This window comes from Luteimonas granuli, from assembly GCF_007795095.1.
Classification (GTDB): domain Bacteria; phylum Pseudomonadota; class Gammaproteobacteria; order Xanthomonadales; family Xanthomonadaceae; genus Luteimonas; species Luteimonas granuli.
The window spans coordinates 1100723-1126264 of sequence record NZ_CP042218.1; the positions used below are offsets into that span (position 1 = coordinate 1100723).

23 protein-coding genes and 1 pseudogene are annotated in these 25542 nt (G+C 69.7%); 12 read left to right on the forward strand and 12 right to left on the reverse strand.

The window, feature by feature from the left end:
- Positions 1-39 precede the first annotated feature (39 nt).
- Positions 40-822: a glycosyltransferase family 2 protein gene (locus FPZ22_RS05030; protein ID WP_144890985.1), complete on the forward strand. Its 783-nt coding sequence runs from the start codon at positions 40-42 to the stop codon at positions 820-822.
- A gap of 32 nt (positions 823-854) precedes the next feature.
- Here the strand turns inward: FPZ22_RS05030 and FPZ22_RS05035 are convergent, their stop codons facing one another.
- Entirely contained in the window at positions 855-1562 is a 708-nt protein-coding gene (locus tag FPZ22_RS05035) for a methionine biosynthesis protein MetW (RefSeq protein ID WP_168198940.1), read from the reverse strand.
- 131 nt (positions 1563-1693) lie between these two features.
- On the opposite strand from FPZ22_RS05035, the gene FPZ22_RS05040 reads away from it, so the two are divergent.
- On the forward strand, positions 1694-2836 hold the full coding sequence (locus FPZ22_RS05040; protein WP_342779198.1) for a glycosyltransferase family 2 protein: 1143 nt from the start codon (positions 1694-1696) through the stop codon (positions 2834-2836).
- A gap of 124 nt (positions 2837-2960) precedes the next feature.
- Here the strand turns inward: FPZ22_RS05040 and FPZ22_RS13980 are convergent.
- A pseudogene (locus FPZ22_RS13980) lies at positions 2961-6749 on the reverse strand (glycosyltransferase); the annotation flags it as partial.
- 73 nt (positions 6750-6822) lie between these two features.
- Between FPZ22_RS13980 and FPZ22_RS05050 the strand changes: the two are divergent.
- Positions 6823-7491: a hypothetical protein gene (locus FPZ22_RS05050; protein WP_144890989.1), complete on the forward strand. Its 669-nt coding sequence runs from the start codon at positions 6823-6825 to the stop codon at positions 7489-7491.
- Between the two features lie 14 nt (positions 7492-7505).
- Here the strand turns inward: FPZ22_RS05050 and FPZ22_RS05055 are convergent, their stop codons facing one another.
- The 6 genes from FPZ22_RS05055 to FPZ22_RS05080 all read right to left on the reverse strand — a co-directional run bounded on the left by FPZ22_RS05055 (position 7506) and on the right by FPZ22_RS05080 (position 15268).
- Positions 7506-8309, reverse strand: a complete 804-nt coding sequence (locus FPZ22_RS05055) for a sulfotransferase (RefSeq protein WP_168198941.1) — start codon at positions 8307-8309, stop codon at positions 7506-7508.
- Positions 8302-9588, reverse strand: coding sequence for an ABC transporter ATP-binding protein (locus FPZ22_RS05060; RefSeq protein ID WP_144890993.1), 1287 nt, complete (start codon positions 9586-9588; stop codon positions 8302-8304). Before FPZ22_RS05060 ends, FPZ22_RS05055 begins: the two co-directional genes overlap by 8 nt.
- 153 nt (positions 9589-9741) lie before the next feature.
- Entirely contained in the window at positions 9742-11244 is a 1503-nt protein-coding gene (locus FPZ22_RS05065) for a hypothetical protein (protein ID WP_144890995.1), read from the reverse strand.
- A gap of 332 nt (positions 11245-11576) precedes the next feature.
- Entirely contained in the window at positions 11577-12788 is a 1212-nt protein-coding gene (locus tag FPZ22_RS05070) for a type II secretion system F family protein (RefSeq protein WP_144890997.1), read from the reverse strand.
- Between the two features lie 3 nt (positions 12789-12791).
- On the reverse strand, positions 12792-14486 hold the full coding sequence (locus tag FPZ22_RS05075) for a GspE/PulE family protein (protein ID WP_144890999.1): 1695 nt from the start codon (positions 14484-14486) through the stop codon (positions 12792-12794).
- Entirely contained in the window at positions 14483-15268 is a 786-nt protein-coding gene (locus tag FPZ22_RS05080; protein WP_168198942.1) for an ABC transporter permease, read from the reverse strand. The genes FPZ22_RS05075 and FPZ22_RS05080 overlap by 4 nt, the downstream gene beginning before the upstream one ends.
- A 120-nt stretch (positions 15269-15388) precedes the next feature.
- On the opposite strand from FPZ22_RS05080, the gene gspG reads away from it, so the two are divergent.
- The 9 genes from gspG (at position 15389) to FPZ22_RS05125 (ending at position 23119) form a co-directional block, all read left to right on the forward strand.
- The gene (gene gspG / locus FPZ22_RS05085; protein ID WP_144891003.1) at positions 15389-15838 is read left to right on the forward strand and encodes a type II secretion system major pseudopilin GspG; all 450 of its coding nucleotides are present in this window, start codon (positions 15389-15391) and stop codon (positions 15836-15838) included.
- Complete coding sequence (locus FPZ22_RS05090; RefSeq protein ID WP_144891005.1) at positions 15835-16224, forward strand: pilus assembly FimT family protein; 390 nt, start codon at positions 15835-15837, stop codon at positions 16222-16224. The genes gspG and FPZ22_RS05090 overlap by 4 nt, the downstream gene beginning before the upstream one ends.
- Positions 16221-16664 (forward strand): PulJ/GspJ family protein, encoded by a 444-nt coding sequence (locus tag FPZ22_RS13585; protein WP_168198943.1) that lies wholly within the window; start codon positions 16221-16223, stop codon positions 16662-16664. Before FPZ22_RS05090 ends, FPZ22_RS13585 begins: the two co-directional genes overlap by 4 nt.
- Entirely contained in the window at positions 16661-17242 is a 582-nt protein-coding gene (locus tag FPZ22_RS05100) for a PulJ/GspJ family protein (protein WP_144891009.1), read from the forward strand. Before FPZ22_RS13585 ends, FPZ22_RS05100 begins: the two co-directional genes overlap by 4 nt.
- A 22-nt stretch (positions 17243-17264) precedes the next feature.
- The gene (locus tag FPZ22_RS05105; RefSeq protein ID WP_144891011.1) at positions 17265-18329 is read left to right on the forward strand and encodes a type II secretion system protein GspK; all 1065 of its coding nucleotides are present in this window, start codon (positions 17265-17267) and stop codon (positions 18327-18329) included.
- Between the two features lie 25 nt (positions 18330-18354).
- Positions 18355-19326, forward strand: coding sequence for a hypothetical protein (locus tag FPZ22_RS05110; RefSeq protein WP_144891013.1), 972 nt, complete (start codon positions 18355-18357; stop codon positions 19324-19326).
- On the forward strand, positions 19323-20102 hold the full coding sequence (locus FPZ22_RS05115) for a hypothetical protein (RefSeq protein ID WP_144891015.1): 780 nt from the start codon (positions 19323-19325) through the stop codon (positions 20100-20102). The genes FPZ22_RS05110 and FPZ22_RS05115 overlap by 4 nt, the downstream gene beginning before the upstream one ends.
- Positions 20103-20405: 303 nt before the next feature.
- Positions 20406-22556, forward strand: coding sequence for a secretin N-terminal domain-containing protein (locus tag FPZ22_RS05120; RefSeq protein WP_144891017.1), 2151 nt, complete (start codon positions 20406-20408; stop codon positions 22554-22556).
- A 29-nt stretch (positions 22557-22585) separates the two neighbouring features.
- Complete coding sequence (locus FPZ22_RS05125; protein WP_144891019.1) at positions 22586-23119, forward strand: hypothetical protein; 534 nt, start codon at positions 22586-22588, stop codon at positions 23117-23119.
- A 28-nt stretch (positions 23120-23147) separates the two neighbouring features.
- Here FPZ22_RS05125 and FPZ22_RS05130 read toward each other — a convergent pair whose 3' ends face one another.
- The 4 genes from FPZ22_RS05130 to FPZ22_RS05145 are packed head-to-tail and all read right to left on the reverse strand — an operon-like array spanning position 23148 to position 25452.
- A complete protein-coding gene (locus FPZ22_RS05130) occupies positions 23148-24317 on the reverse strand; it encodes a cystathionine gamma-synthase (protein WP_144891021.1) in 1170 nt (389 codons plus the stop codon).
- Between the two features lie 52 nt (positions 24318-24369).
- Entirely contained in the window at positions 24370-24843 is a 474-nt protein-coding gene (locus FPZ22_RS05135) for a gas vesicle protein (RefSeq protein ID WP_144891023.1), read from the reverse strand.
- Positions 24840-25184, reverse strand: coding sequence for a BrnA antitoxin family protein (locus tag FPZ22_RS05140; RefSeq protein WP_144891025.1), 345 nt, complete (start codon positions 25182-25184; stop codon positions 24840-24842). The genes FPZ22_RS05135 and FPZ22_RS05140 overlap by 4 nt, the downstream gene beginning before the upstream one ends.
- A complete protein-coding gene (locus FPZ22_RS05145) occupies positions 25171-25452 on the reverse strand; it encodes a BrnT family toxin (RefSeq protein ID WP_144891027.1) in 282 nt (93 codons plus the stop codon). The genes FPZ22_RS05140 and FPZ22_RS05145 overlap by 14 nt, the downstream gene beginning before the upstream one ends.
- Positions 25453-25542 lie beyond the last annotated feature (90 nt).

A 25542-nucleotide genomic window follows, 5' to 3' on the forward strand; every position in this document is an offset into this window, starting at 1 on the left:
TATAATCGGCGGCCAGGTCCGCCCGGAGTCCGCGTTCCCATGAACCACAGCTTCGTCGTGCCGGCGTACGGCGAGTCTCCCCACCTAGAGGCCTGCCTGCGTTCGCTGGCGGCGCAGGAGCGCCCGACCTCGATCATCGTGGCCACGCCCACGCCGAGCCCGCGCATCGAGGCACTGGCCGCGGCGTACGGCGCGCAGCTGCGCGTCAACGAGCGCGGCGGCGGCATCGGCATCGACTGGAACTTCGCACTGTCGTGCGCGACCACGCGCTGGGTGACCATCGCCCACCAGGACGACGTCTACCTGCCGCGCTTCACCGCGGCCACCCTGGACGCGGCGGAGCGGCACCCGGACGCCAGCCTGGTCTTCACCGGCTACGCCGAGCGCACCCTCGACGGCATCCGCGTGGACACCACGCTGTTGCGCATCAAGCGCGCCCTGCTCGAGCTCGGCTTCCTCGGCGGCTCGCGCGCGGGCACCCGCTTCTTCAAGACCAACACGCTGCGCTTCGGCTGCGCGATTCCCTGCCCGGCGGTGACCATCGACCAGGCCCGCAACCACCTGCGCTTCCGCGAGGACCTGCGCATCGACCTGGACTGGGCCGCCTGGCTGGAGCTCGCGCGGCGCCCGGGCGCCTTCGTCTACGTGCGCGAGGTGCTGATGGAGCACCGCGTGCACGCCGACAGCGAGACCACGGCGGGCATCGCCGGCGGCGCCAGGGCGGCCGAGGACCGGGCGCTGCTGCGGATGATGTGGCCGGGTCCGGTCGCCGACGCCATCGCCGCCACCTATGGCATCGCCTACCGCAGCAATCCCGCCTGACCCCACGCCTGCCTCCACACCTGCAGGAGCAGCTACAGCTGCGACCCCGATGTGCCGCGGACGCGGGTCGCAGCTGTAGCTGCTCCTACAGGTCGTCGGTGGGGGCGTTGGTGGGGGGGGTGGGATTCGGGGGATGCGGTGTAGAGGACGCGCAGTTCGTGGTGCGGGAAGACGTCGCCGAAGGCGCGCACGTTGCCGGGAAAGTAGTGCGAGCCGGACAGCGTGAAGCCTGTGCCGGCCAGGACGGACGGCTGCGAGAGCATGGCCAGGTCGACGAAGGTGAGATGGGTCGCGTCGCTGGCATAGCCGCGGCGACCCGGCACGATCACCAGCGCGCGCTCGACGCCGAAGCCGCGCGCCGCACGCAGCAGGCTGTTGAGGCATTCGGCGGGGCGGTCCAGGTGTTCGAGCACATGGCTGATCACGATCGAGCCGTAGCGCCGGCCCGGCCGCCGCAGGGGCGACATCGTCCAGTCGTCCCCGGCGGCGTCGTAGTGCAGCACGTCCAGGCCCTGCGCCACGCAGTGCTCGACGGTGGCGGCATTGAGCTCCAGGCCCGTGGATCCTCCGGGAAGCGTGCGCAGCAGCTCGCCGATGCCGCAGCCGAAGTCGATCGTCGGCCCCTGCACCAGCGCGGCCGCCGAACGCAGGTAGAAGCCCCGCACCCACTTGCGCAGCCCGCTGCGGTCGAACTGGTAACGGGTGTAGCGGCCGTCGTAGGCGTCGGGGTTGGTGGTCATCGCGTTCGGGGCCAGGGTGATGGTCGCGGCTGTCGCCTGCTGCAGTGTAGCGGGCCGCCCGGTTACCATGGCCGCCGGCATCGCTCCCTCGCCCGCTCCACGACCCGTCCGTCCTTGCACAGGCTGGATCCATGATCGACTCCAAGGCGGCCACGGATGCCGCGCGCCCTCCGAGCATCGCGGTGGTCCTGCCCTGTTACCGGGTGACCGCGCACATCCTGGACGTCCTGGCCTCCATTCCCGACGCCGTCGAGCACATCATCGTCGTCGACGACGCCTGCCCGGACGGCTCCGGCGAGCTGGTGCGCAAGGCCTGCACCGACCCCAGGGTGCGCGTGCACGTCAACCCGACCAACCTCGGCGTGGGCGGCGCCGTGCTGCACGGCTACCGGCAGGCGATCGACGCCGGCGCCGACGTGATCGTGAAGATCGACGGCGACGGCCAGATGGACCCGCGCCTGATCGGGCACTTCGTCGGACCGATCCTCGCCGGCGACGCCGACTACACCAAGGGCAACCGCTTCTTCGACCTGACCAACATCGCGCGCATGCCGCGGCTGCGGATCTTCGGCAACGCCGTGCTGTCGTTCATGGCCAAGCTCTCGACCGGCTACTGGGACCTCTTCGACCCCACCAACGGCTACACCGCGATCCACGCCGACGTCGCCCGCCGCCTGCCCTTCGACCGGATCAGCCAGCGCTATTTCTTCGAGACCGACCTGCTGTTCCGGCTCAACACCCTGCGCGCGGTCGCGGTGGACGTGCCGATGGACGCGCACTACGGCGACGAAGTCAGCAACCTCAAGGTCTCGCGCGTCCTCGGCGAGTTCCTGGCGAAACACACTCGGAACTTCGGCAAGCGGATCTTCTACAACTACTTCCTGCGCGACCTGTCGCTGGCCTCCCCTCGAACTGGTCGCCGGGATCGTGCTCGTCCTGGGCGGCAGCACGTTCGGTGCGATCACGTGGTGGAACTCGATGCAGTCGAACGTGGCCACGCCCGCCGGCACGGTGATGCTGGCGGCGCTGCCGGTGTTCATGGGCCTGCAGTTCCTGCTGGCCTTCCTCGGCTACGACATCGCCTCGGTCCCGCGGCGCCCGCTGCACCGCGGCAACCGCCGCCTGGCCCTGGCCTGCCGGGGCCTGTCGCTACCCTGAGGCCGGGCGGGCACCGTCCCGCCGCCACTGGCCGGGCCTGCCCGGCACCGGGCCGGGGCCGGGCCTCGGCGCCCGCGGCGGAAACGCCAGCTCGAACGGCGCGCCGGTCAGGGTGAGGTTGGGGTTGTAGGCCGGGTCATGCAGCAGCGCATCGCCCCAGCGCGCGCGCATGATCGCGACCTCGCCCTGGAAGCGCGCCATCTTCTCCGGCGTGTCCTCGTAGCCGCGCGAGGCCGACTCGTGGTGGTAGAGCGTCGCGTACGGCGTCCACACGTTGCGGTAGCCGGCATCGAGGAGGCGCAGGCAGAAATCGATGTCGTTGAAGGCCACCACCAGGCGCTCGTCCAGGCCGCCCACTTCGTCCCAGACCTCCTTCCTGACCAGCAGGCAGGCCGCGGTCACCGCCGAAACCTCCTGTGCGACCAGGGCCCGACCGCACTGGCCTTCGTAGCCGGCCGGCCGGCCGGTATATGCATGGCCCGCCACGCTGCCGATGCCGAGCACCACGCCGGCGTGCTGGATGGTGTCGTCGGGGTAGCGGAGCATCGCGCCGACCGCGCCGATCTCCGGGCGCACCACCTGGCCGACCATCTCGCCCAGCCATTCGGGGCCGATGGTCTCGATGTCGTTGTTGACCAGGCCGATGATCGCGCCCGTGGCCTGCTCTGCCGCGAAATTGTTGATGCGCGAATAGTTGAACGGCGCGTCGTAGGCGAGCACCCGCACCCGCGGCTCGGCCTCGAGGCTGCGGAAATACTCCAGGGTGGCGGGCTCGGAGGACTGGTTGTCGACCACGAGGATCTCGTAGTCGGGATAGTCGGTCCGGTCGAGGATGCTCCGCACGCAGGTGCGCAGCAGCTCGACGCGGTCCCGCGTCGGGATGATCAGGCTGACCCGCGGCGCCGGCGACGGCACCGCCCGATGGACTTCGAGATGGCCGGCGCGGTTGGCGCGGACGCGCGCGCGCTGCCCGGTCCGCTCGAGGTGCTCCTCCACCGCCCGCATCCCCGCGCCACCGGCGTAGTCCTTGTGGTCCAGGCCGAGCGCGGTGGATCCGGCGATCGCGCGCCAGTGGTACAGCACCTTCGGCACGTGGCCAATCTCGTCGGGCCGCAGTCGCTCCACGCAGCGCAGCGCCAGGTCCCAGTCCTGCGCCCCTTCGAAGCCTTCGCGGAAGCCGCCGACCTCGCGCACCAGCGCGGTGTCGTACACGCCCAGGTGGCAGATGCAGTTCTGGGCCAGCAGCAGCTCGTAGTTCCAGTCCGGCTTGAAGTAGGGATCGAAGCGCTCGCCCTTCCCGCTGATCTTGTCCTCGTCCGAATACACCAGCCGCCAGCGCGGATTGGCGCCGAGGGCGGCGACCATCTCCAGCAGCGCGTGCGGACGCAGCTCGTCGTCGTGGTCGAGCAGGGCGACGTAGTCGCCGCGCGCCATCTCCAGCGCCGTGTTGGTGGCGGCCGAGATGTGGCCGTTGCGTTCGCGGAAGGTCACCCGGATGCGCGGGTCGCGGCGGGCGTACTCCTCGAGCACGCTGCGCACCTGCGGCGACGCGGACGCATCGTCGGCCACGCACAGCTCCCAGTCCGGGTAGACCTGGGCCAGCACGCTGTCCAGGCAGCGCCGCAGCCAGCGCTCCGGCGTCCGGTACACCGGCAGCAGGATCGAGACCAGCGGGCGCGCGGAGAGCGCATCGACGGTGCCGCGCAGGCGTTCGATCGCGGCGGCGTCGAGGGTGTCGTGGTCGCGGACCCAGGCGGCGTAGTCGTCGCCCTCGGGCAGGGTCGCCGCGGTGTACCGGGCATAGGCCACGTCGCCGCCATGGCGCAGCCCGCGGGCGAAGGCCGCCTTGGCGACCACGCGCAGCATGTCGAAGCGCTGCCGCCACGGTCGCGGCCCACCGTTTTGCCCCGCCAGGCGGGCCATCGTCGCCAACGCACGGCCGCGCCCGAGCCGGCGCAGGCGCAGGCCCGGCAGGCGGAAGCGGGTGTTGCGGGTGCTGGGGTCGAAGCGCAGCGCCGTGACGGGCCCCTTCAGGCGGATCACGGCGCGCAACCGACCGTCCGCGTCGGGCTCGGGGAGGGGCAGCCGTTCGGATTCGTAGATGCCGTCGCCGTAGTCGGGATACAGGCAGGGGGCGACCAGAGGGCCGTCGAGATCAGTGAGGTCGGCTTCGAGCAGGTACCAGCCGCCGTCAAGCGTCCGGTCGCGACTGTCGAGCATGAACCTGGGGTCCCCGCCCTCGCAGACCCAGGCTGCGTCCGCGCCGTCGGCTTCACGGCGGGCATCGCCCGCAGGGATAAGCGCCAGATCGATCGGGACACGCCTCGCCAGCAGGCCGCGGAAATGACGCCACCAGTGGGCCGACGAGCGCCGTCGCGCCCAGGCCAGCAGCTCGGCCTGCTGGGCGCGCAGCGTCATGAGCTCGGCAGCCAGGGCATGGTCACGGGCCGTTGCCGCGCGGATCTCTTCCTGGAGCCGCCCGCTCTCGCCGAGCGCGTCACGGAGCGTATCCAGGGACGCTGCCAGCGCGGCCTGGGCTTCGCCGACCATGGACACCTGCGCTCTCAACGCTTCACGGCCGGCTTCGCCGCTGGCCATGAGCGCGTGCAGCCGCTCGTCGAATCCGGTGGCCAGGGTCTCGAGCCGGAACCGGATCTCCACCCGCGCCCGCCCGTCGTCGCCCACCTGCTGCGGCAGTCCGCGCACGTCGACCTCGAAATACGGGTCGTCCCCAAGCGCCGCGAGGCGCAGTGCGACGCCCGGCGAATCGGCGTGCAGCTGCATCTCGCTGATGGCGCCCACGCGCTCGGGCAGGTCGTCGACCTGCGTCCCGCCGATGGCCAGCGACAGTACCGAATACACCCCCGGCGCATCGTCCGGGTCGATACGGAGGAAATCCGGCCGCGCACCCGCCGGCAACACGAACTCGGCGCACCTGCCATCCCCGCAGGACACCGCGTCGGCCCATACCGTGTACGCCTCGACGAACGAGGTCGTCGCCTCCCGGTAGTACAAGCGGCAGCGCCCGGGCTCGCGCAGCGGCGTCAGCGGCCGCCACAGTTCGAGGAGTGCGGCCAGCTGCAGCGAGGTGTCGACGCGCGACTTGTCCAGCCCCTGCCTGTGGATCTCGCGTTCCAGCAGGAACGGCACGTCGCGCGCGGCGGCATCGTCGACGGCGGCGAAGTAACCGGCGGAAGCCGCGTCGAAGCGCCGCGCGATGTCGTCGAACGCGGCCACGTCGGGCTCCGCGCCTTCCGCCCCGCGCAGCAGCAGAGCATGCAGCTCCGCCGCCAGCGGCGCGCAGAAGGACGACGCTTCCCAGTCCTCCGGCGCGGACCTGTGGTTGCGGAGCGAGCCGTCGAGGAACGCATCCACCTCGGCCTCCGCAGCGGCCGACGGCCGCAGCGCCAGGCCCAGCCCCCGCTCCCTGATCCTTGCCAGCTCGGCGCGCCAGTCGCGCAGCACCGCTTCATACGCCACGAACACCCGCGGTACGCCGCGCGTGGCGCGTTCGGCCTCGAGCATGTAGCGCAGCCACAGCAGATGCGCGCGCGGACGCGACAGCCCGTCGCGACGCTGCAGCGAAGCCGCCACCTCGTCGGGATGCCGCACCATCAGCAGCGCGCCCGGCCGGGTATCGGCGCTGCGCGCGGCGTCCAGCCACAGCGGCATGGTGCGGCTGCTGCGCGGATCCTTGACCACGACCGTGGAGTCGTTAGCGGCCAGTGTCCGGACCACGTCGGCAAGCGCTTCGCGCACGTGTTCGGCGACGGGACCTTCGTTCCAGTCCGAAGGCATCGGGCGCGGATCGTCCCAGGCCATCGCGAGCGCATCGAACAGGTGCTCGTGCGCGGCCACGACGCGGGTGTTCTCGAAATAGCCCTTGGGATTGTCCGCCGTGGGCGGCATCAGGTCTTCACCGAGTACCGCGCCGACCTTCTCGAGCATGCCCGCCAGCGCCGACGTCCCGCTGCGGTGCATGCCCAGGACCAGCAGCAACTCGCGCTTGGGAGCGGCCACGCCGCGCATCTCGTTCACGTCAGTGGGATGTTCGGCGGCGATCGGACGCGGAAGTATATCGATTCTGCGACAATCCTGAGCCTTGGCCCGCCCGCGCCCGATGCTGATCTCCGTCCATATCCCGAAGACGTCCGGCACCAGCTTCGGCCTGCTGCTGCGCCAGCGCTTCGGCGCGGCGCTGCTCGAGGACTATGACGACCGGCCGCTCTCCCGGGGCACGGTGCCGCGGATCGCATCCGCGGTCGGACACTGGCCGCTGCTGGCCCGCCGCCTCGCCGGCTACCAGGCGGTCCACGGCCATTTCCTCGCGCTCAAGTACCTGCCGCTGCGGGCACCCATGGTGACCTGGCTCCGCCACCCGGCGCAGCGCGCGGTGTCCCGCTACGAACATTACCGGCGCGAGGTCGCGGCCGGGCGCCCGCTGCAGCCGGTGGCGGGTCTGCGCCCCGGCCTGACGCTGGAGGAGTTCAGCCGCGTGCCGCGCTTCCGCAACACCTGCGCGAAATTCCTGCGCGGTGTCCCTCGCGGACGCGTGGCCTGCTACGGCTTCGCCGAGGACGTGGCCGGCAGCCTCGCGCGGATGCAGCAGGTCCTCGGCCTCGACCTGGGCACGTCTCTCCACGCCAACGCCAATCCTGTGAATGCCGGGCGTCCCTACGCACTCGAGCCGGCGCAGGAGCGCAGCCTGCTGGCCCTCAACGCCGAGGACTATCGCCTGTGGTGCTGGGCGCGCGAGCGCGAGGGGCTCTGAGGTCGGTACAGCGCCTACGGGTCCAGCAGCACGCCATGCCGTCGCGCCAGCGCGGCGACCTCGCCGCGCAGTCGCCAGCGCAGCGCCAGCCGTCCCGGCGACCACGCCGCCGGCGGCCTGTAGTCGCCCACGAACACCCGCTCCGTCCCGCCGGCACGGTCGGGCAGCCGGGACACGCCGAGGAAATCCGTCACCTGCGCGAGCACCTGCGTCGGCCGCGCCGCCAGGTCGCGCGAACGCAGCAACAGCACCTGCCCGCGCGGAAAGTGACGCAGCAGCACGTCCAGCTGTCCCGCATACCGGCCGCGTGCAACGTAGCTGCAGACCCGCAGCGGCGAATCCGGCGACCAGTCGTCGCTGTGCTTGCGCAGGCGCCAGGGCTCCAGCAGCACGGCCGCCAGCAGCGAGCGCGATTCCAGCCCCCGGCCACGCTCCATGAAATAGTGCGAGACCGCCCGCTCCACCGGATCGCGCAGCAGCAGCACCCAGCGCATGGCCGGGTTGTAGCGTGCCACCCGGGCCACCAGTGCGGGATGGAACAGCGTGATCGGCGTGGCGTCGCCATGCAGGCGATCGGCACCGACTTCGTCTGCGGCGTCGAAGTGCGGCGCGAAGCGCGCGTCCACCTGGTCCACGCTCCAGGCCTCGTCGAAGTCGGTCGCATCGAACACGTGCGCCTCCTTGCGGGCCGGCAGCGCCAGCTGCGGATGCTCCGCGAGGAAGCGCGCCAGCGCGCTGGTGCCGCCCTTCTGGACGCCGCCCAGGAGGAAGCGGATCCGCGGGCCTTCCGCAGGCACGCCGGAGACCGGCTCAGCCACCTTCCGCCTGCACCGGAGCTTCGGCGAACTCCACGCTCGCCGGCAAGGGGAACAGCCCGGTGAACTCTTCGCGGCAGTCGTCCACGACCTCGAACGACAGTCCCCCGTCATGGCGCGCCAGCACCCGCGCATTCTCCATCCCGGGGGCGTCGACCAGGCGCAGACGGACCCGGTAGGCACCGCGCTGCAGCAGGGCCTGGAAGCGGATCCGGAACTGCAGCCGCCCCTCCCCCGAGCGCGGCGGCAGGCGCACCCGGCGACCGCTGACCGGGACCCCACGCCGGTCGAGCACGTCGACGATGCAGGCCGCGGCGCCGATCGCCGGATCGGCGAACAGCTCCACGTCCACGTCGACCGGGTCGCCGTGCCGTAGCGCGATGTTCCGGACACCGTCGCGCAGGGTCGCGCGCAGGATCGCACCGTCCGGGGAGGCGAAGCCCTGGTCCGTGCGCACCGGCGCATCGGCCGCAGCCGCCGCGCTGGCCTTGGCATGGACCTGGAACAGGTACTGCTCGATCACGTCCTCCGGCAGGCCCTGGGCCGTCACCCGGCCCTCCTCCAGCAGGATGCCGCGCTGGCAGAACGCACGCAGCACGTTGAGGTCATGGCCGACGAACAGCAGCGTGGTGCCACGCGCCAGGATCTGCTCCATGCGCGCCATGGCCTTGGCCTGGAACGCGGCATCGCCCACCGCCAGCGCCTCGTCAACGATCAGGATGTCCGGGTCGATGTGCACCTGGACCGCGAACGCCAGCCGCAGCGCCATGCCCGAACTGTAGGTCTTGACCGGCTCGTCGATGTACTCGCCGATGTCGGCGAAGGCGATTATGTCGTCCAGGCGCTCGCGCAGCTGCGCCGGGGTGATGCCGAGGATGGCGGCATTGATGCGCACGTTCTCGCGCCCCGTCAGCTCCGGATTGAAGCCGGAACCCAGCTCCAGCAGGGCCGCGATGCGGCCGTTGGCCACCACCGTGCCAGTGGTCGCTGGCAGCACACCGGCGATGATCTGCAGCAGGGTGCTCTTGCCACTGCCGTTGAGACCGATGATGCCCAGGGCCTCCCCGCGCTCCAGGCTGAAGCTCACGCCCTCCAGGGCACGGTGCGTATGCAGGCGCGCCTGCGCCCCGGCCAGCAGCCGCTGCGAGAGCGCGGGAAACCAGCGGGTCCAGCCGGACATGCGGTACAGCAGCGGCCCCCACAGCCGGCTGGCAGGACTGGGCCACAGGTGATAGGTCTTGCCGACGTTGCGCACGTCCAGCGCGGGGGCGGAAGTGTTCATGCGGGTCCGAGGGGATCAGGCCGCACAGGATACCCGGCGCGCCGCTGCGACAGGCGCCTGCCCCAGGTCCAGGCACAAAAAGGCGGGCAGCTTGCGCTGCCCGCCCGGGTCTTGCAGCAGTACCGGATCAGATCCGGTACTGCCTTGTCACGGTCAGAGCGGGAGGTTGTGGCCCTTCTCGCTGTTCAGCTCGCTGATCACGCCGGTGGAGTTGCTGCGGTTCAGGCCGGAAGCGATCAGCTCGCTGCCCTCGGCGGTGGCGGTGATGATCCACTTGCCGGAGGTCGGCGCCCCGAGCGAGCCGGCCAGCTTGCCCGAGCCGTTCTCGATCTCGACCGAACGCAGGCTGATCGAGCCGTAGGCCGGCAGGGTGAACGTGGCGGAACCAGTCGAAGCCTTGCCCGCGTCGTCCACACCCGTCAGCGTCACGTTGAGCGGAACGGCGGTCGGGTTCGTGTAGCGCAGCAGCGACTCCTGCACCTGGTTCGAAGCCGGGTTGACGTTGTACAGCTTGACCACCGCACCGTTGTACTCGATCGGGGACAGCGAGCCAGCAACGGTGGTGGTGCGGTAAGCGGTACCTGTGCCATCGGGATCGATGACCGCCGTAACCGAGATCGCGGTCGGCTGGATTTCGGTGGTGCCGTTGCCCTTCAGAACCAGCTCCAGGCTGTTGGTAGCCGAACCCGTAGCATCGTTACCGTTCAAGTCGACGTTGGTGAAGGTCAGCGTCTTGCCATCGGTCGAAATGGTGCCCGTCACACCGTTGAGCGTGGCAACAGGCGCCTGGTAATAGTCACCCTGATCGGCGGCGGCCAAGGCCTTGTAGGCGCTGAAATCGCCAGTCATGGTCACGGTAGCGCGAGCTGCCACAAGCGCCGCCAGCCAAGCATCCACACCGGTGGCTTCGGCAATGTCGATGCTGCCGCCCGTGAAGGCGATAGCAGCGTCGCCCTCACCAACACCGTACGCCGGGGTGGCGCCGTCATCAACAAAGAAGATCTTGCGCGTGTCGGTGCCGCCGACACCCACGTCAATCTTCTCCGCCGTCGCATTCGGCGTGAACTTGACGCTCAGGCCTTCCGCCGACTTGACCAGGGTCCCGCTGGTCGAACCAAGCGTGCTGCCCGTGGTCGGATCGAGCACGGTAATGGTGGCGTTCAGGCTGCCACCCGCACCCAGCGTACCGGCCACGCCCTTCAGGCTCAGGCCCTTGACGGTGAAGCCTTCGCCCACCTTGGTGCCAGCCGCACGCGCCGGAACAACCGGCGGACCCACGTCACCGGCCTCACCAGCGTCCGGCACGACCAGGACCGTGAAAGTATTGCTGTTTGCGGTACCGGTACCGGTGACCAGGGTCGCCGACTCGGCATTCCCGGCGGCTTCCACGTTGGCGTCGGTCATCAGGGTGTTGATGGTCACGCCCGCCGGCAGCGTCACCTTGACGCTGTAGCCCGCGGTGCGACCCAGGTAGACGTCACTGCTGTCGGCGGTGATCGAGAAGTCCGGAACGGTAACGTTCGCCGTGGCGCTGCCGAACTGGTTCGAGTTGATGGTGGTGGTGGCACCGCTGGCAGTGACAGCGTAAGCCGCCGGCGCGGCGATCGCTGCAGCGATGGCAACCGCGATGACGCTGGCCTTGTTGAACTTCGACATGTCGAAAAACTCCATTTACTTGGGTTAAACAGCTGTGTAAGTACTTACCCGTAGCTCTTACCGGCCACCCGCTTACCCCGGCACCGTTTGGGCAAGCCCTCTGGTAGACCGGTCGCTTACGTGAACCCGGAAGGTTGAATGAATGCGGCGCCCCCCCCTGAATCCCCGGACAGCAAGCTACCGCGGCACCTTAACGAAAGGGTTACGGCGACGTCAAGCAGCTTGACGCCCCATGAACCGGATCGGACCTGAACGGGAAAAAATCGTGACCGCACACACGGTTAGGCTCGTTTCCGTTCAAGAAGATGACCCCCGGATGACCGCCGGGGCGCTCACACCACCAGGTCGTTGGCGCTGGTGATCGCCAGGATGATGCCGATCATGATCACCCCGATGGCGCCGCCGATCAGCAGGATGGCCGCCGGCTCGAGCAGGGCCAGGAACTGTTTCATGCGCCTTCGGCCAGCTTCTTCGCACAGCCGCGCCAGGGACTGCAGCATGGCCGGCAGCTCGCCGGAGCGCTCGCCCACCCGCACCAGGTTGTAGCCGGTGGGGGTCAGCGTCTGCTGCTCCTCCAGGGAGTCGGCCAGGGTGGCACCGGCGCGGACGTTGCGCGCCACTTCGTCCAGGCGCGCGCGGCGCCCGGGCGCACGCACGCTCGATCGCGCCAGGCCGAGCGCATCCAGCAGCGGTACCCGATTGCCCAGCAGGGTGCCCAGCACGCGCGCCCAGGCGGCGGTCTCGGACTCGACACGCCAGGTGCCGAGCATCGGCACGCGCTCCAGCCATTCGTAGGCGCGCCCCCGGGCGGCGGGGTCGCGCAGGAAGCGGGCGGCGGTGGCGGCCAGGGCCGCGAGCAGCAGGACCAGGGCCCACCACCACTCGCGCGCGAACATGCCGGTGTTGAGTACGGCCGCACCCAGCCAGGGCAGGCTGTCGGCGCGGTTGAGCAGGGCCGAGAACTTCGGCACCACGAAGGTGAACATCATCACCACCGCGCCCAGGCCGGCGAGAACCAGCACGGCCGGATAGGTCAGCGCCTGGCGGATCTCGGTCCGCACGCCTTCGTCGTATTCCATCTGCGCCACGGCATCGTGCAGGGCGCGGCCGAGCTGGCCGGCCTTCTCGCCGCTGCGCACCAGCGGCTCGACATAGGCCGGCAGCGGCAGGCCGGTGGCCATCAGCGCCTGCGAAAACGCCTGGCCCTGGCGCAGCGCGGCGGACATCGACTCGAAGGCCGCCAGCAGGCGCGGGTGGTGGGCCGAGCGGGTCTGGGCCGCGACCGCCTCGGCCAGGCCCACGCCCGAGGCGAGGAGGGTCGACAGTTCGTGCAGGGCGAGGATCAGGTCGGTGCTGCGGAGGCGCCTCTGCCGGCGCGCGCCGGGCAGGCGCCGGGAGGGTTGCAGCCCTTCCTCCCGCAGCGAGATCACCGACAGCCCGCGGCGCTCAAGGCTGCGGGCGGCCTCGCGCTCGGACTGGCCGGAAACCTCGCCTTCCAGCGCGGCGCCCTCCGCATTGAGCGCATTGAACCGGTAGCGGGGCATGCGTCAGACCGCCGTCACGCGCAGCACCTCGTCCACCGAGGTCAGGCCCTGCCAGGCCTTGAGCAGGCCGTCCTCGCGCAGGAAGCGGAAGCCGCGCTCGCGGGCCATGGCGCGCAGCTGCTGGTGGCTGGCGCCGGCCACCACGGCCTGCTGCATGGCCTCGTCCACCGGCACCAGCTCATAGATGCCGATGCGGCCGCGGTAGCCGGTGTTCTGGCATTGGCCGCAGCCGACCGGCTCCATCCAGCGCGCCGGTGCGTCCCCCAGCACCCGACGCGCCCAGCGGGCGGCCTCTTCGGCGATCGCCGGCAGCACGCCGGTGGCCGGGCGCGCGCAGTGCGGGCACAGGCGCCGCACCAGGCGCTGCGCCTGGACACCCTTGAGCGGGGTGGCCACCAGGAAGGGCTCGACGCCCATGTCGATCAGCCGGGTGAAGGCGCCCAGTGCGTCGTTGGTATGCACGGTGGACAGCACCAGATGGCCGGTCAGCGCCGACTGGATGGCGATCTCTGCCGTCTCCCGGTCGCGGATCTCGCCGACCATGATCACGTCCGGGTCCTGGCGCAGGATCGAACGCAGCGCACCGGCGAAGGTCAGGCCGATGTCGGCATGGGTCTGGATCTGGGTGATGCCGGGCAGCTGGAACTCGACCGGATCTTCGACCGTGATGATCTTCTTGCGGCCGTCGTCCGCGGCAGCGAGGGTGGCATACAGGGTGGTCGACTTGCCCGAGCCCGTGGGCCCGGTGACCAGCACGATGCCGTGCGCCTCGTGGCTCCAGGCGGTCAGCAGCTCGAGATGGTCGGGGGCCATCCCCAGGCGCTCCAGGCCCAGGTCCTTGCGCTCCTTGGGCAGCAGGCGCAGCACGATGGATTCGCCGTGCACGCCGGGCAGCGCCGAGGCGCGGATATCCATGGCCTGGCCGCTGGCGCGCACGCTCAGGCGTCCATCCTGCGGCAGTCGGCGCTCGGCGATGTCCATGCCCGAGATCAGCTTGAGCCGAGAGGCCACGGCGTCGAAGCGCTCGCGCGGCAGCTGCAGGCGGCTGTAGAGCACGCCGTCGATGCGGAAGCGGACCGCGAACTCGCGCTCGTCGGGTTCGAGGTGGATGTCCGAAGCGCGCTGTTCGACCGCCTGGGCGAGCAGGCTGTTGACCAGTTCGACCACCGGCGCCTCTTCGGCCAGTTCGCGCAGGTGGCGCACGTCGTCGCTGCCATGGCCGTCGCCGCGCGCTTCCTGCGCCAACTGATCGAGCGTGCGCTCCAGCAGCTGTGCGGTGACCAGCACGGGCCGCACCGGGCGCTGCGGATAGAGATAGGCCAGCACTTCCTGCAGCGCCGGGTCGAGCGGGTCGCGGCTGGCGCACCAGGCCTGGCCGTCGCCGTCCTCCCACAGCAGCACGCCACGGTCGCGCATCCAGTCGAGCGTGGCCTGGCCATCGCCGGGGACCACCCAGGCCGCGGCCGATTCCGGCAGCGCCACGTCGCGGCCGGCCAGCGGCAGGTCGAGCTGCAGGCACAGCGCGTCCAGCAGCTGGTCTTCGGACAGTGCGCCGATGCGGACCAGCAGGCTGCCCAGCCTGCCGCCGACGTCCTGCTGCAGTTCCAGCGCGCGCTCGAGATCCGCCGGGCGCACGGCGCTCCGCTCCAGGAGCAACTGGCCGAGCAGGGGTTGGGTGGTCGCTGCAATCGCGTTCATAGGAGGTCCGCAAAGCCCCGGCGCAGCACGGAGAACACCTTGTAGCCGACGGCGAACACCACGGCCGCGACCAGCGAATAGCCTGCGAAGCGACCGGGATCCGGCCAGCGGCCGTGCAGGATGCAGTCGCGCAGTGTCTCGGTGGGCCAGGTGATGGGATTGAAGTGGACGATGCCCTGCAAGGCCTCCGGCACCATGTCCAGCGGGAAGAAGACGTTGCCGGTGAACAGGACCGCCACCACCAGGATGCCGGTGAACTGCCCGAGGTCGCGGAGATAGACACCCAGCGCGGCGAACACCAGGGCCAGTCCGTACAGGAGCATCAGATAGGGCAGCAGCACCAGCGGCACGGCGAGCACCGAGAGGTGCCAGCCTCCGGCGAAGAACCCGTTCACGCCGACCAGGAGGGCGAGGCCCAGCAGCGAATGCACGAGCGCGGTGCCCAAGGGCACCGCGACCAGGACCGGCAGCGGGAACACCATCTTCCGGACGAAATTGCTGTTGCGCTGCATCAGGCCCGGCGCGAGCCCCACGGATTCGGCCAGCAGCCCATGGACCAGCAGGCCCGCGAACAGGTTGAGCGTGAAACCGAGATGGTCGCCCTCGGCCAGGCCCGGCCAGCGCGCCCGGAACACGGTTCCGAAGACGAAGCCATACAGCGCCAGCATCAGCATCGGCAACAGCATCGGCCAGGCCCAGCCCAGCAGGGTGCCGCGGTAGCGCGCCTTCAGGTCCTGCGCGACCAGGGTCCGCCAGAGCGCGAAGAGATTGGCGGCGCGCATGCTCATTGGTTGCGGAAGGGTGGCCATGCCTGGGACTGCGGAAAGGTTGCGGAAGGTTACCAGTTGGGCATGCCGCTCCCACGCTAGAATCGGGTTTCCGCACACCCCTCCGGTTCCCGCATGCGCAAGTCCTTCCGCTCCCCGTCCCGCATCCGCGGCTTCAGCCTGCTCGAAATGATCGTGGTGCTGGTGATCATCGGCCTGATCATGGGACTGGTGGGGCCGCGCTTGTTCAGCCAGGCCGACCGCGCCAAGGTCCAGACCGCGGAAACCCAGGTCAAGATGCTGCGCGGCGCGCTGCAGACCATGCGCCTGGACATCGGCCGCTTCCCGACCGAGGACGAAGGCCTGCAGCTGCTGACCCAGCGCCCGTCCGACGCCAGGCTGGCCAACCGCTGGCAGGGTCCGTATCTGGACGAGACGGTCCCGGCCGACCCCTGGGGCAATCCCTATCAGTATTCGCCGCGGGCGGCAGGCGACCATGCCTTCACCCTGTTCTCGTACGGTGCGGACGGCCAGGCGGGCGGCACCGGCCACGACGCCGACATCGGGCAACTGCCCGCGCCGTGACGCGCGCCTCCGGCTACACGCTGCTGGAGATGGTGGTGGTGCTGGCGCTGATGGGGCTGGCCGTGGGCATGGCTGCCCCCGCGGGCTTCCGCATGATCGAGTCGTGGCGCGAGGCGGGCGATGTGGACGAGGTGCTGCGGCAGCTGGCCGCACTGCCGACGGCGGCGCGCGAACAGGGCCGCGCGATCCGCCTGCCGCCCGACGACGGTGCGAGCATGCCGGCGGTACTGCCCGAAGGCTGGTCCCTCGAGATGGAGGAGGCGCTGGTGGTCCGGCCCAACGGCGCCTGCGGCAATGCGCAGGGACGGCTGCTGACCCGCCGCCAGGTGGTCGACTTCCGGGTGGAGGCGCCCTTCTGCCGGATCATCCGGACGCCGCCGCAGTGAACGCGGTCCGAGCCTGCACCAGCCGCTCCGCGCAGGCGGGATTCACGCTGCTGGAGGCCATCGTGGCGATGGTCGTCATGGGGACCTGCCTGCTGGCCCTCTACGGCTGGCTGTCCACCAACACCATCGCAGTGACGCGCGCGCAGGCGCAGATGCGGGCGGTCGCGGACGCACGTTCGGCGCTGGCGGCCATCGAGTCGATCAATCCGATGTCCGAGCGCAGCGGCACGCGCGAGATCCCGCCGCTTACCGTCAGCTGGGACTCCACACCCCTCACGCCGACCCGCCCCGGGATCAGCCAGGCCGGGATGCCCACGCTGTTCGACTTCGCGCTCTACCGGCTGGACGTGCGCGTCGCGCGGGAAGGCGCCGTGGTGCGTGAATTCCAGGTGCGGCGCGTGGGCTGGGTGCAGGCGCGCAGCGGGGGATTCGTCGAATGACGGCGCGCGCCCGCGGCTTCACCCTGCTGGAGATGATCGTCGTCCTGATGATCGCGGCCATGGCCCTGACGCTCGGCTTCCAGTCGCTCGGCCAGTGGCAGCGCGCGCAGACGGGCATCGCCGCGATCGGAGAGGCCGCGCGCGAGACGGTGCTGACGCAGGACTGGCTGCGCGACTCGCTGCGGGGCCTGACGCCGCTGGAGGATCCCGTGTTCACAGGCGATGCGGACGGCGTGGCCGGGATCACCCTGGCTCCGGTCCTGTCCGGACAGGGCGGGCTCACACCCATCCGCTGGCGGCTCGAGGATGAGGCCGGGGTGGCCTGGCTGTTGCTCACCGAACACGACGACACCCTGCGCCTGCCCTTGCCCGGCGGCGGACCCGCGCACTTCGGTTTCATCGACCGGGAGGGCGAAGTCCATGCGGAGTGGCCGCCGCGCCTCGGACTGCACGACCAGTTGCCGGCCGCGATCATGCTGACCATCGAAGCCGACGGCCAGCCGGCGCATGTATGGATCGCCGCGGTGGCCGGCGACCGCAACTCCTATTACCGGGCCTTCGAACGTGAGCCGGACTGACGCCCGCCAGCAGGGCGGCTTCGTGCTGGTGCTGGTCCTGGCGCTGCTGGTCGTCCTTACCCTGCTGGCGACCGCGGTGGCCGTGGCCGGCCGCCAGGCCGTGGCCGAGGCCCAGCTCGAAGTGGACCGCCTGGATGGCGAGCTGGACATGGTGTCCACGCGCGACACGCTGCTCTACATGCTGTCCGTCCAGTTCCGCACCCTCGGCGGACTCACCGTCGACGACAGCAAGATTCCGGCGATCGAGCGGATGCGCAACGACGCGGACGATGAGGGGGAAAGCGTCGTGCCGGTCGGCAACGAGATCCGCCTGGACTCGACGCCCTATGCCGGTCTGGGGAATGCGCGGTTTTCCATACAGGACGATCGCGGGCTGCTCAGTCCCAACTGGGCGGGCCAGCTGCTGATGCAGCGCTTCTACACCAGCATGGGTAGCCCGGCCCAGGACTGGGGACCGCTGGAAGCGAAGCGCCTGGACTACCAGGACGCCGACGATCTGCACCGGCTCGGCGGGGCGGAGAAGGACGACTACCGCAAGGCCGGACTGCCGCCCCCCAGCAACCGCGCGTTTGCCAGCCCGCTCGAACTGCGGCGTGTGCTCGGCTGGAACGGACTGCTGGCTCCACTGACGGACGAGCAGCTGCTGCGCCGACTGACCACGGCGCGTTCGGTGGAAATCAATGTGAACAGTGCGCCGCACGAAGTGCTCGCCCTGCTCCCGGGCCTGGACGACGACCATGCGGCACGCCTTGTGGATCTGCGGCGGCAGGCGCCTTTCATGTCCACCTGGCAGGTGGAGCAGCTGGTGCCGATCGATCCCGCCGTCTCCGACGGCCTGCTGACGCTCTTTCCAAACCTGTCGGGCAGCCTTACCCTATGGGATGCTCGGCTCGGCACCAGGCGACTGGTCCATTGGACCCTGACCCCCTACCTGGAAGGCAGTCCGCCCTGGCGCATCGACTACGAGGTCACCCTGCCGCGTGGCAATCCATCCGATCAACCCGTGGCTGCAGCGCCTGCAACTCCGCTTCTCACCCCGCCGGACGCTTCTGGGGACCCGGGGTGGCCAGCCGCTGCCGGGCGGTGAGAATCCGCATGCACTGACCTGCGTCGTGGCGCGGGAACTGTGCCTGTTCCTCTCCGTCGATGCGGGCAAGGTGCCGGAGAAGAAGAGACAGCCATTCCTCGAGACGACCGTGCGCCGCGCGGCGCCCTTCTCCGATCCCGCTTTCGGCGTGGCCTGGTCGGGGCCGCGCGCAGCCGTCTGGTACTGGTCGCAGTCCCGCGTGCTGGAACTGCTCGGCGGAGAACGACCCCGCCGCCTCCGCTTCGTGCCCGAGGCCCTGCTGACCGGTGCAACTACCGAGGCGGGGGCGGAACTCCTGACGGTGTCGTCGGGCTTCGAAGGACGCATCTGGAAGGCGCATCATCCGGTGGCCAGCCGCTGTTGGGGCGAACCGCCCTCGGCGCAGGACTGGCATGCGTTCCTGCGCGGCGCGGGACTGCCTGCCGAAGGGGACGTGCCGCCGCCGCAGCCTGCGCCAGTGGCGGATGCGCCATGGAGCTCTTCGGGCCACGGGCGGGCCACGCCGCTGGCCGGAATCGAGCAGTTCCTGCCGCGCATCGCGCTCGGCGCCGGAGCGCTGTTCCTGCTGGCCAGTGGTTTCCAGCTGGGCAGCATCATGCGCGCGGCGGTCGACACCGCGCGCGCGCGGCAGGCGGCAGCGACCCTGGACGAACCGCTGGCACGGATTCTCGACGCGCGCCAGCGCGCCGATGCGCACGCGGTCGACATCGAACAGCTGCTCGCCCTGCGCGGGCAGCCCTCGCAGCTCCGCCTGCTCGCGGAGGCGGGTCAGGTGATGCAGGGCCGGGACTGGCAGATGCGCATGTGGCACCAGCCGGTGCCCGAGCGGATCGAAGCCATCATCAGCATGCCGCAGCCCGATCCCGAGTTCCTGGTGACGGTGTGGGAGGCATCGCCCCTGTTCCAGGACGTGGCCACCGAGCTGTCACGGCAGCAGAACGAGGTGACGCTGCGCGCGAACATCACGACCGATGCCGCCGCAGAGGCCGCTCCGTGAGCTGGGCGTCGGTGCAATGGCAGGCGCTGAAGCGGCAGGTGGAGGACAATCCCCGGCTGAAGTGGGCGCTGTTCCTGATCGTGCTGCTGCTGGCGGCATTCGCATGGCAGGCGCTGGACGGGCTGCGTGTGTCGATGCAGCAACAGGCGATCGACGAGGAGGCCCGGCTGCGCCGCACGCGCGCGCTGGAGGGCCAGGACATCTGGCTGGCCCGCGCCGCGGAGGCCGCGACGATGGAAGACGCCCTGTGGGCCCAGCTTCCCGAGGCGAGCACCGTGGGACTGGCGCAGGCCAGCCTGCAGAACTGGCTGCGCGGTCTGTCGACGGCGGTCGCTGCCCGGCGCGAGCTGAACGTGTCGGTGGACAGCGCGCATGTGCTGGAATCGCCGGCGGGCGTCATCCGCGTCCACGGCCGCATCGCCGGTGCGCTCTCGGCCCGCCAGGCCATGGAGATGCTGCGGCAGATCGAGAGTTCGCCCAACCTGATGGTGGTGGAAACGATCACGATCCGGAGCGGACGGGGTGGGTCCGTCGACATCGGCATCAACGCCTATTACCGCCAGCCATCAGGGGGGAGACTCCATGAGGAAGCCGGTGCTCGGGCTCGCCGCGGCGGCCGTCCTCGGCGTCGTGGCAGGCGTGGCGTGGCCGCCGCCACCGATTCCGCGTGCGCAGCAGGTCGAACCGCCGTGGGCGCTGCCCGCAGCGGATACACTGCAGCGCTATTCGCAGGACCAGTTCCAGGCGGCGCGACGGAGCGTGGGCTGGCAGGGTGAGGACGTCGCCGGAGGCCCAGGCGATTCCGGCGGTCCGGACCGTGGCTGGCGCTTGGCCGGCCTGGTCGCCGGGCCGGAGCTTGTCGTTCTGATCCTGCGCGGGGGCGAGTCCGCGCCCACGCGGGTCCAGGTGGGCGGCTCGTTGCCCGACGGGAGTACGGTGCGCGACATCCGGCACGATGGAATCACGACCGAATCCGGTGGTTGCCTCAGGGTGTATCGATTGCACAGGCAAGCGCCCGTAGACACGTCCGGGGAGTGCGCCGACGCAACCCAGGCCGAAGAACCAAGGGAAAAGGCTACATGAGTCATCACGCCGTCAGGATCGCGCCAGCCGCGTTCGCTTGCGCCCTGCTGCTGGCAGGCTGCACCACCACGCCGGAAAAGCTCGCGCTGCCCGAACCTCTGGGAATACCGGCGCGCGCGGGCGCCATCGCGGAAGGGCTTCCGTCGGAGCCCGCCGACTCGCCGCCGCGCGTGCTGCGCGAATCCGACACGCCCTCGTCGGGAATTTCCAGCACCGCGGTCGCCGACCTTGAAACCGGCGAGCGGCTGCCGCCGATGGGCAGCATGCCCGTCAGCGTCAACGTCGACAGCCTGCCGATCCCGGTCTTCACCAACGAAGTCTTCGGCACCATCCTGGGCCTCAACGTCAATATCGACCCTGCGGTCACCAAGCTCCAGGAACTGGTGACGCTCCACACCAGCGAATCGCTCCAACCCCGGCAGTTGTTCCTGCTTGCCCGCCAGGTGCTGGCCGACTACGGCGTCAGCGTGCAGCTTGAGGGCGATCTGGTCCAGGTGCGCGTACAGCAGAAGGGCGCCTCGTCCACGCCGCCGCTGATCGTGAGCGGCCGGGCCCTCCCGGACGTACCGGTCAGCCATCGCCCCGTGTTCCAGCTGGTGGAACTGCAGGTGGTACGCAGCGGCGACGCCACGCGCTGGCTCACCACGCTGTTCGGCAACGAGGTCAAGGCGCAGGAAGACGCGCAGCGCAATGCGATCCTGATCAGCGGCAAGCCCGCCCAGGTGCAGCAGGCGATTGCGGCGCTGCGGGTATTCGACCGGCCGCTGATGCGAGGACGCGTGAGCACCCGTCTGGAACCCGCCTTCATGGGCGCTGAGCAGCTGGCCGACCGGCTGGTGGAGATCCTCAACGTGCAGGGCTATGGGGCCAGCCGCATGCTGGGCAATCCGTCGAGCATCATGGTGGTGCCGGTGCAGGCGGTGAATTCCGTGCTGATCTTCGCGACTTCGCAGCAGGTCCTTGACTTCGCGGTGTCGTGGGCGCGGGAACTGGACCGGCCGAACACCAGCGGCGGCGCCGATTCGATGTTCTATTACCAGGTCAAGAACACCAAGGCGGCCGACCTGGCAAGCGTCCTCAATGGCAGCATGACGCTGAGCCAGCGGGCCCAGGCCGAGAGCTCGAGCACCGTCGGCGGCGCGCCGGCCACCGCGGCGCCTCCGTCGCGCCCGACCAGCCTCGGCGGCCTGATCGTGGACGAGCCGCGAAACGCGCTGATCTTCCAGGGCGACCCGACCCAGTGGGAGCGCATGCTCACCCTGATCCGGCAGATGGACCACGCGCCGCGCCAGGTCATGGTGGAAGTCACCATCGCCGAGGTCACGCTCGAGGAAGGCGACCAGTTCGGCGTCGCCTGGCTGGCCAAGAACGGCTTCGGCCGCTTCGACGGCACCATCACGTCCGGCGTCCTGGGTGGCGGCGGCGGCGACAACGGTGGTTCCGGTGGCGGCAGCGGCCTCACCTACCTGCTCGACGTGGCGGGGCAGAACCGCTTCGCCCTGACCGCCTTCGCCAACGACAACCGGGTCAACATCCTGTCGGTGCCGCGCCTGCTGGTGAAGAGCGGCAACGAAGCGAACATCGACATCGGCACCGAAGTGCCGACGATCAGCATGACCACGACGTCGAACCAGACCACCGACGGCAACACCAACCTGCTGCAGTCGATCCAGTACCGCAAGACCGGCATCATCCTGCGCATCAAGCCCACGGTGTACTCGGACGACCGCATCGACCTGGACATCAGCCAGGAGGTCAGCGAGGCCATGCCGGTGGCCGACAACGCGGCGATCGGCTCGCCGGCGATCTTCAACCGCAGCCTCAACACTTCGCTCAGCCTGCGCGACGGCGGTTCCGTGGTGATGGCCGGCCTGATGTCGGAACGCCTGACCAATTCCAACAGCGGCGTCCCGCTGCTCAAGGACATCCCGGTCCTGGGCAATCTGTTCAAGAGCCAGAGCAGCGGCAAGACCAAGACCGAACTGGTGCTGATGATCGTGCCCTACATCGTGGAGTCGGACGACCGTGCCGCCGTGGTCAGCCAGGCGGTGGTCGACCGGCTGGAACTGCTGGAGCTGTCCCCGCTGCCCACTCCGTCCGTGCCCACCCCGCTGAATGGCGGCAGCACCACCTACCCGATCGACTGACTGCCATGCGCTCTTCCAGGAAAGCCGCCATGAACCTCGCTTCCCGACTCCTGATCCTCGGCACCACCATCCTCGTCCTGGCCGCCTGCGCGCGCCGCGAGGAAGATCCGGCCGAGGACGCCGGGGCTGGGGCCGATGCCGCTCCCGCCGCCGGCGCCGCGCCCGCGCCGCGCGAAAAGGTGGTCGCCGACGTGCATGCCCGGATCACACTGTCCCCAGCCGCCAACGCCGAACTGAAGGCCAAGGGAGACCAGGTGCTTGTCGAGGCGATCTTCGCCGGCGATCCCACTCCGGAGGCTTCGGGCCAGGCCAACGAGCTGGGCCTGATCGAACTCGGCAGGACCTCGCAGCCGATGTCCGGCGCCGGCGACGTCGCCTTCGACAAATCGGCCATCGACAACAGCCGGCTGCCGCTGATCATCGGCCAGCCGCAGCTGATCCTGAACGTCCGCAGCCAGCAGGGCCTGATCGTCTGTCCGATGTACTGGGAGTCCGTTGAAGTGGCGAGCCGGCAGACGGTGGAAGTGAGCTGCCGGCTCCCATCCGAGGCCGCCGCCGACTGACGGCGGCATCCCCGCGTCCCTTGGCGGCTCAGCCCGCCAGGGCGTTTTCGAGGTCGCGCCGCAGATCCTCGACATCCTCGATCCCCACGCTCAGCCGCACCAGCGCATCGCTGATGCCGAGCTGGCCGCGGCGCTCGGCGGGCACCGAGGCATGGGTCATCACCGCCGGGTGGTTGACCAGGCTCTCCACACCGCCCAGGGATTCCGCCAGGGTGAACAGCCGCGTGCGTTCGCAGAAGCGCTTCGCGGTCTCGAAGCCGCCCTTGAGCACGATCGAGACGATGCCGCCGAAACCGTGCATCTGCCGCGCGGCCAGCGCCTTCTGCGGGTGCGAGTCCAGCCCGGGATAGATCACCTTTTCCACCGCAGGGTGCGTTTCCAGCCACTCCGCCAGCACCTGGGCGTTCTGGCAGTGCGCGCGCATGCGCAGCGGCAGGGTCTTCAGGCCGCGCAGGGCCAGGAAGCTGTCGAAGGGGCCCTGCACGCCGCCGATGGCGTTCTGCAGGAAAGCCATTTTTTCGGCCAGCTCCGCGTTGTCGCCGACCACCGCCATGCCGCCGACCATGTCCGAATGCCCATTGAGGTACTTGGTGGCCGAGTGCACCACCAGGTCCGCGCCCAGTTCCAGTGGACGCTGCAGCATCGGCGAGGCGAAGGTGTTGTCGACGACCACCAGCAGGCCCCGCTTGCGGGCCACCGCGGCAACCGCGGCGAGGTCGACGATCTTCAGCATCGGGTTGGTGGGCGTCTCGATCCACACCATGCGGGTCTTCGGCGTGATCGCGGCCTCGAAGGCGGCCACGTCGGACAGGTCCACGAAGCTGAAGTCCAGCCCCGCGCTGCGCCGGCGCACGCGCTCGAACAGGCGGTAGCTGCCGCCGTAGAGATCGTCCATCGCCACCACATGGTCGCCGCTGTCCAGCAGTTCCAGCACGGTCGAGCTGGCCGCCAGGCCCGAAGCGAAGGCGAAGCCGCGGCTGCCGCCCTCCAGCGCCGCCACGCAGCGCTCGTAGGCGAAGCGCGTCGGATTGTGGCTGCGCGAGTACTCGAAGCCCTGGTGTTCGCCGGGACTGGACTGCGCATAGGTGGAGGTGGCGTAGATCGGCGGCATCACCGCGCCGGTGGAGGGGTCCGGCGACTGACCGCCGTGGATGGCGAGGGTGGCCAGGGCCAGTTCACCGGAATCAGCGTGGGACATGTCATGCACTCCTGAAAGAAATCGGCCCCGGGCGTGCGGGATACCGGGAAGTTTACCGGTGCGCCGCGGGACCGAACGTCCCGAAGCTGAAGCCGGATACCGCGTTGACACGGCCGCGCCAATAGACCCCTTCGTCAGTGGGTACCGAGTCTCCGGACGTCCCTACGGTCCGGGCGGCACGCAGGTGCAGGAAGACTGGCGGAGATTTCTCGTCATCCGGAAGTTCGTCGCGCTGTGCGTAGACCTCGCTGTAGCCGCCGATCCATTCCGCAAGTCCGGCGTCGACGCCTTGCGACTCGAGAAATTCCGACAACTCCTGGAACCAGCGCCTGGCGTTGACGAGGGTGCCGGTCACGATGGCGCCTTCGACATGCAGGGTGAGGCCGATTTCATTTCCCTCCGTCCGGTTCACGAACTCGACCAGCTCCTGCAGGAACCAGTCGACGCTCTGCCCCTCGATGGCGAGCCTGGCTGACAGCCCTGCCTTGGGGTCATTCCGTCCCTCGGCCTGATCCTGGGGGCTCATCCCAACCTCGCGAAGACGCTCGAGCGCGTGCGCAGGGGGCGAGCCACCGGTTCCCGCACATGACGGGACTGGACAGTACTGGTGATCACGAGTCCCTGGACGAACGTTCGCGAGGGAACAGGCTTCTGCCTGTGGCGCTCCATCGCGGCAACGAGACAATCGTTGATCTCGGTCTGGTAGCCGCGGCCCTTTGCTGTGGCCACTTCACGGAAATGCTCGATGACACGGTTGTCCAGATACATCGTGATGCGCGTCTTGCCCTCGCTGGAGAGGACGGCACCACGACGCGCTGTTTTCGCATCGTTGACGTAGCTGTCCAGGATGTCTTCATCGCTGCTCATAGCCAGCCTTCTCCTCTTCCCTTGCGCGGCGTGCCGAAATCAGCCGGACATTGCCGTTTCTTGGCGTCCAGGCCACCGTGACGATGCGCCCAAGCGCGTCCATGCCCGTGCTGATGTAGCGCTCCTCGAACTCGCCCTGCGCAGTTTTCCGGTCGGAACGGTTGGTGATCGCCTGCGGATCCATGAAAACGGGCTCGACATCGGCGAACGCGATGCCGTGCTTTGTCAGATTGCCGCGTGCCTTCCCTGGATCGAACTCGAACTCCATTTCCGACCCTGCGTATGCATGTATGCATACGCGGAGTATACGCCGTGTGGAGGCGGCCGCAAGGGCAACCGGTTACCCCTTTCGCAGGGA

Excerpts from the sequence above, each read along its gene's own strand:
- FPZ22_RS05030 (WP_144890985.1), top strand. The coding sequence starts at position 40 with ATGAACCACAGCTTCGTCGTGCCGGCGTACGGCGAGTCTCCCCACCTA.
- FPZ22_RS05035 (WP_168198940.1), bottom strand. The coding sequence starts at position 1,562 with ATGACCACCAACCCCGACGCCTACGACGGCCGCTACACCCGTTACCAG.
- FPZ22_RS05040 (WP_342779198.1), top strand. The coding sequence starts at position 1,694 with ATGATCGACTCCAAGGCGGCCACGGATGCCGCGCGCCCTCCGAGCATC.
- FPZ22_RS05060 (WP_144890993.1), bottom strand. The coding sequence starts at position 9,588 with ATGAACACTTCCGCCCCCGCGCTGGACGTGCGCAACGTCGGCAAGACC.
- FPZ22_RS05065 (WP_144890995.1), bottom strand. The coding sequence starts at position 11,244 with ATGTCGAAGTTCAACAAGGCCAGCGTCATCGCGGTTGCCATCGCTGCA.
- FPZ22_RS05070 (WP_144890997.1), bottom strand. The coding sequence starts at position 12,788 with ATGCCCCGCTACCGGTTCAATGCGCTCAATGCGGAGGGCGCCGCGCTG.
- FPZ22_RS05075 (WP_144890999.1), bottom strand. The coding sequence starts at position 14,486 with ATGAACGCGATTGCAGCGACCACCCAACCCCTGCTCGGCCAGTTGCTC.
- FPZ22_RS05080 (WP_168198942.1), bottom strand. The coding sequence starts at position 15,268 with ATGCGCGCCGCCAATCTCTTCGCGCTCTGGCGGACCCTGGTCGCGCAG.
- gspG (WP_144891003.1), top strand. The coding sequence starts at position 15,389 with ATGCGCAAGTCCTTCCGCTCCCCGTCCCGCATCCGCGGCTTCAGCCTG.
- FPZ22_RS05100 (WP_144891009.1), top strand. The coding sequence starts at position 16,661 with ATGACGGCGCGCGCCCGCGGCTTCACCCTGCTGGAGATGATCGTCGTC.
- FPZ22_RS05120 (WP_144891017.1), top strand. The coding sequence starts at position 20,406 with ATGAGTCATCACGCCGTCAGGATCGCGCCAGCCGCGTTCGCTTGCGCC.
- FPZ22_RS05125 (WP_144891019.1), top strand. The coding sequence starts at position 22,586 with ATGAACCTCGCTTCCCGACTCCTGATCCTCGGCACCACCATCCTCGTC.
- FPZ22_RS05130 (WP_144891021.1), bottom strand. The coding sequence starts at position 24,317 with ATGTCCCACGCTGATTCCGGTGAACTGGCCCTGGCCACCCTCGCCATC.
- FPZ22_RS05135 (WP_144891023.1), bottom strand. The coding sequence starts at position 24,843 with ATGAGCCCCCAGGATCAGGCCGAGGGACGGAATGACCCCAAGGCAGGG.
- FPZ22_RS05140 (WP_144891025.1), bottom strand. The coding sequence starts at position 25,184 with ATGAGCAGCGATGAAGACATCCTGGACAGCTACGTCAACGATGCGAAA.
- FPZ22_RS05145 (WP_144891027.1), bottom strand. The coding sequence starts at position 25,452 with ATGGAGTTCGAGTTCGATCCAGGGAAGGCACGCGGCAATCTGACAAAG.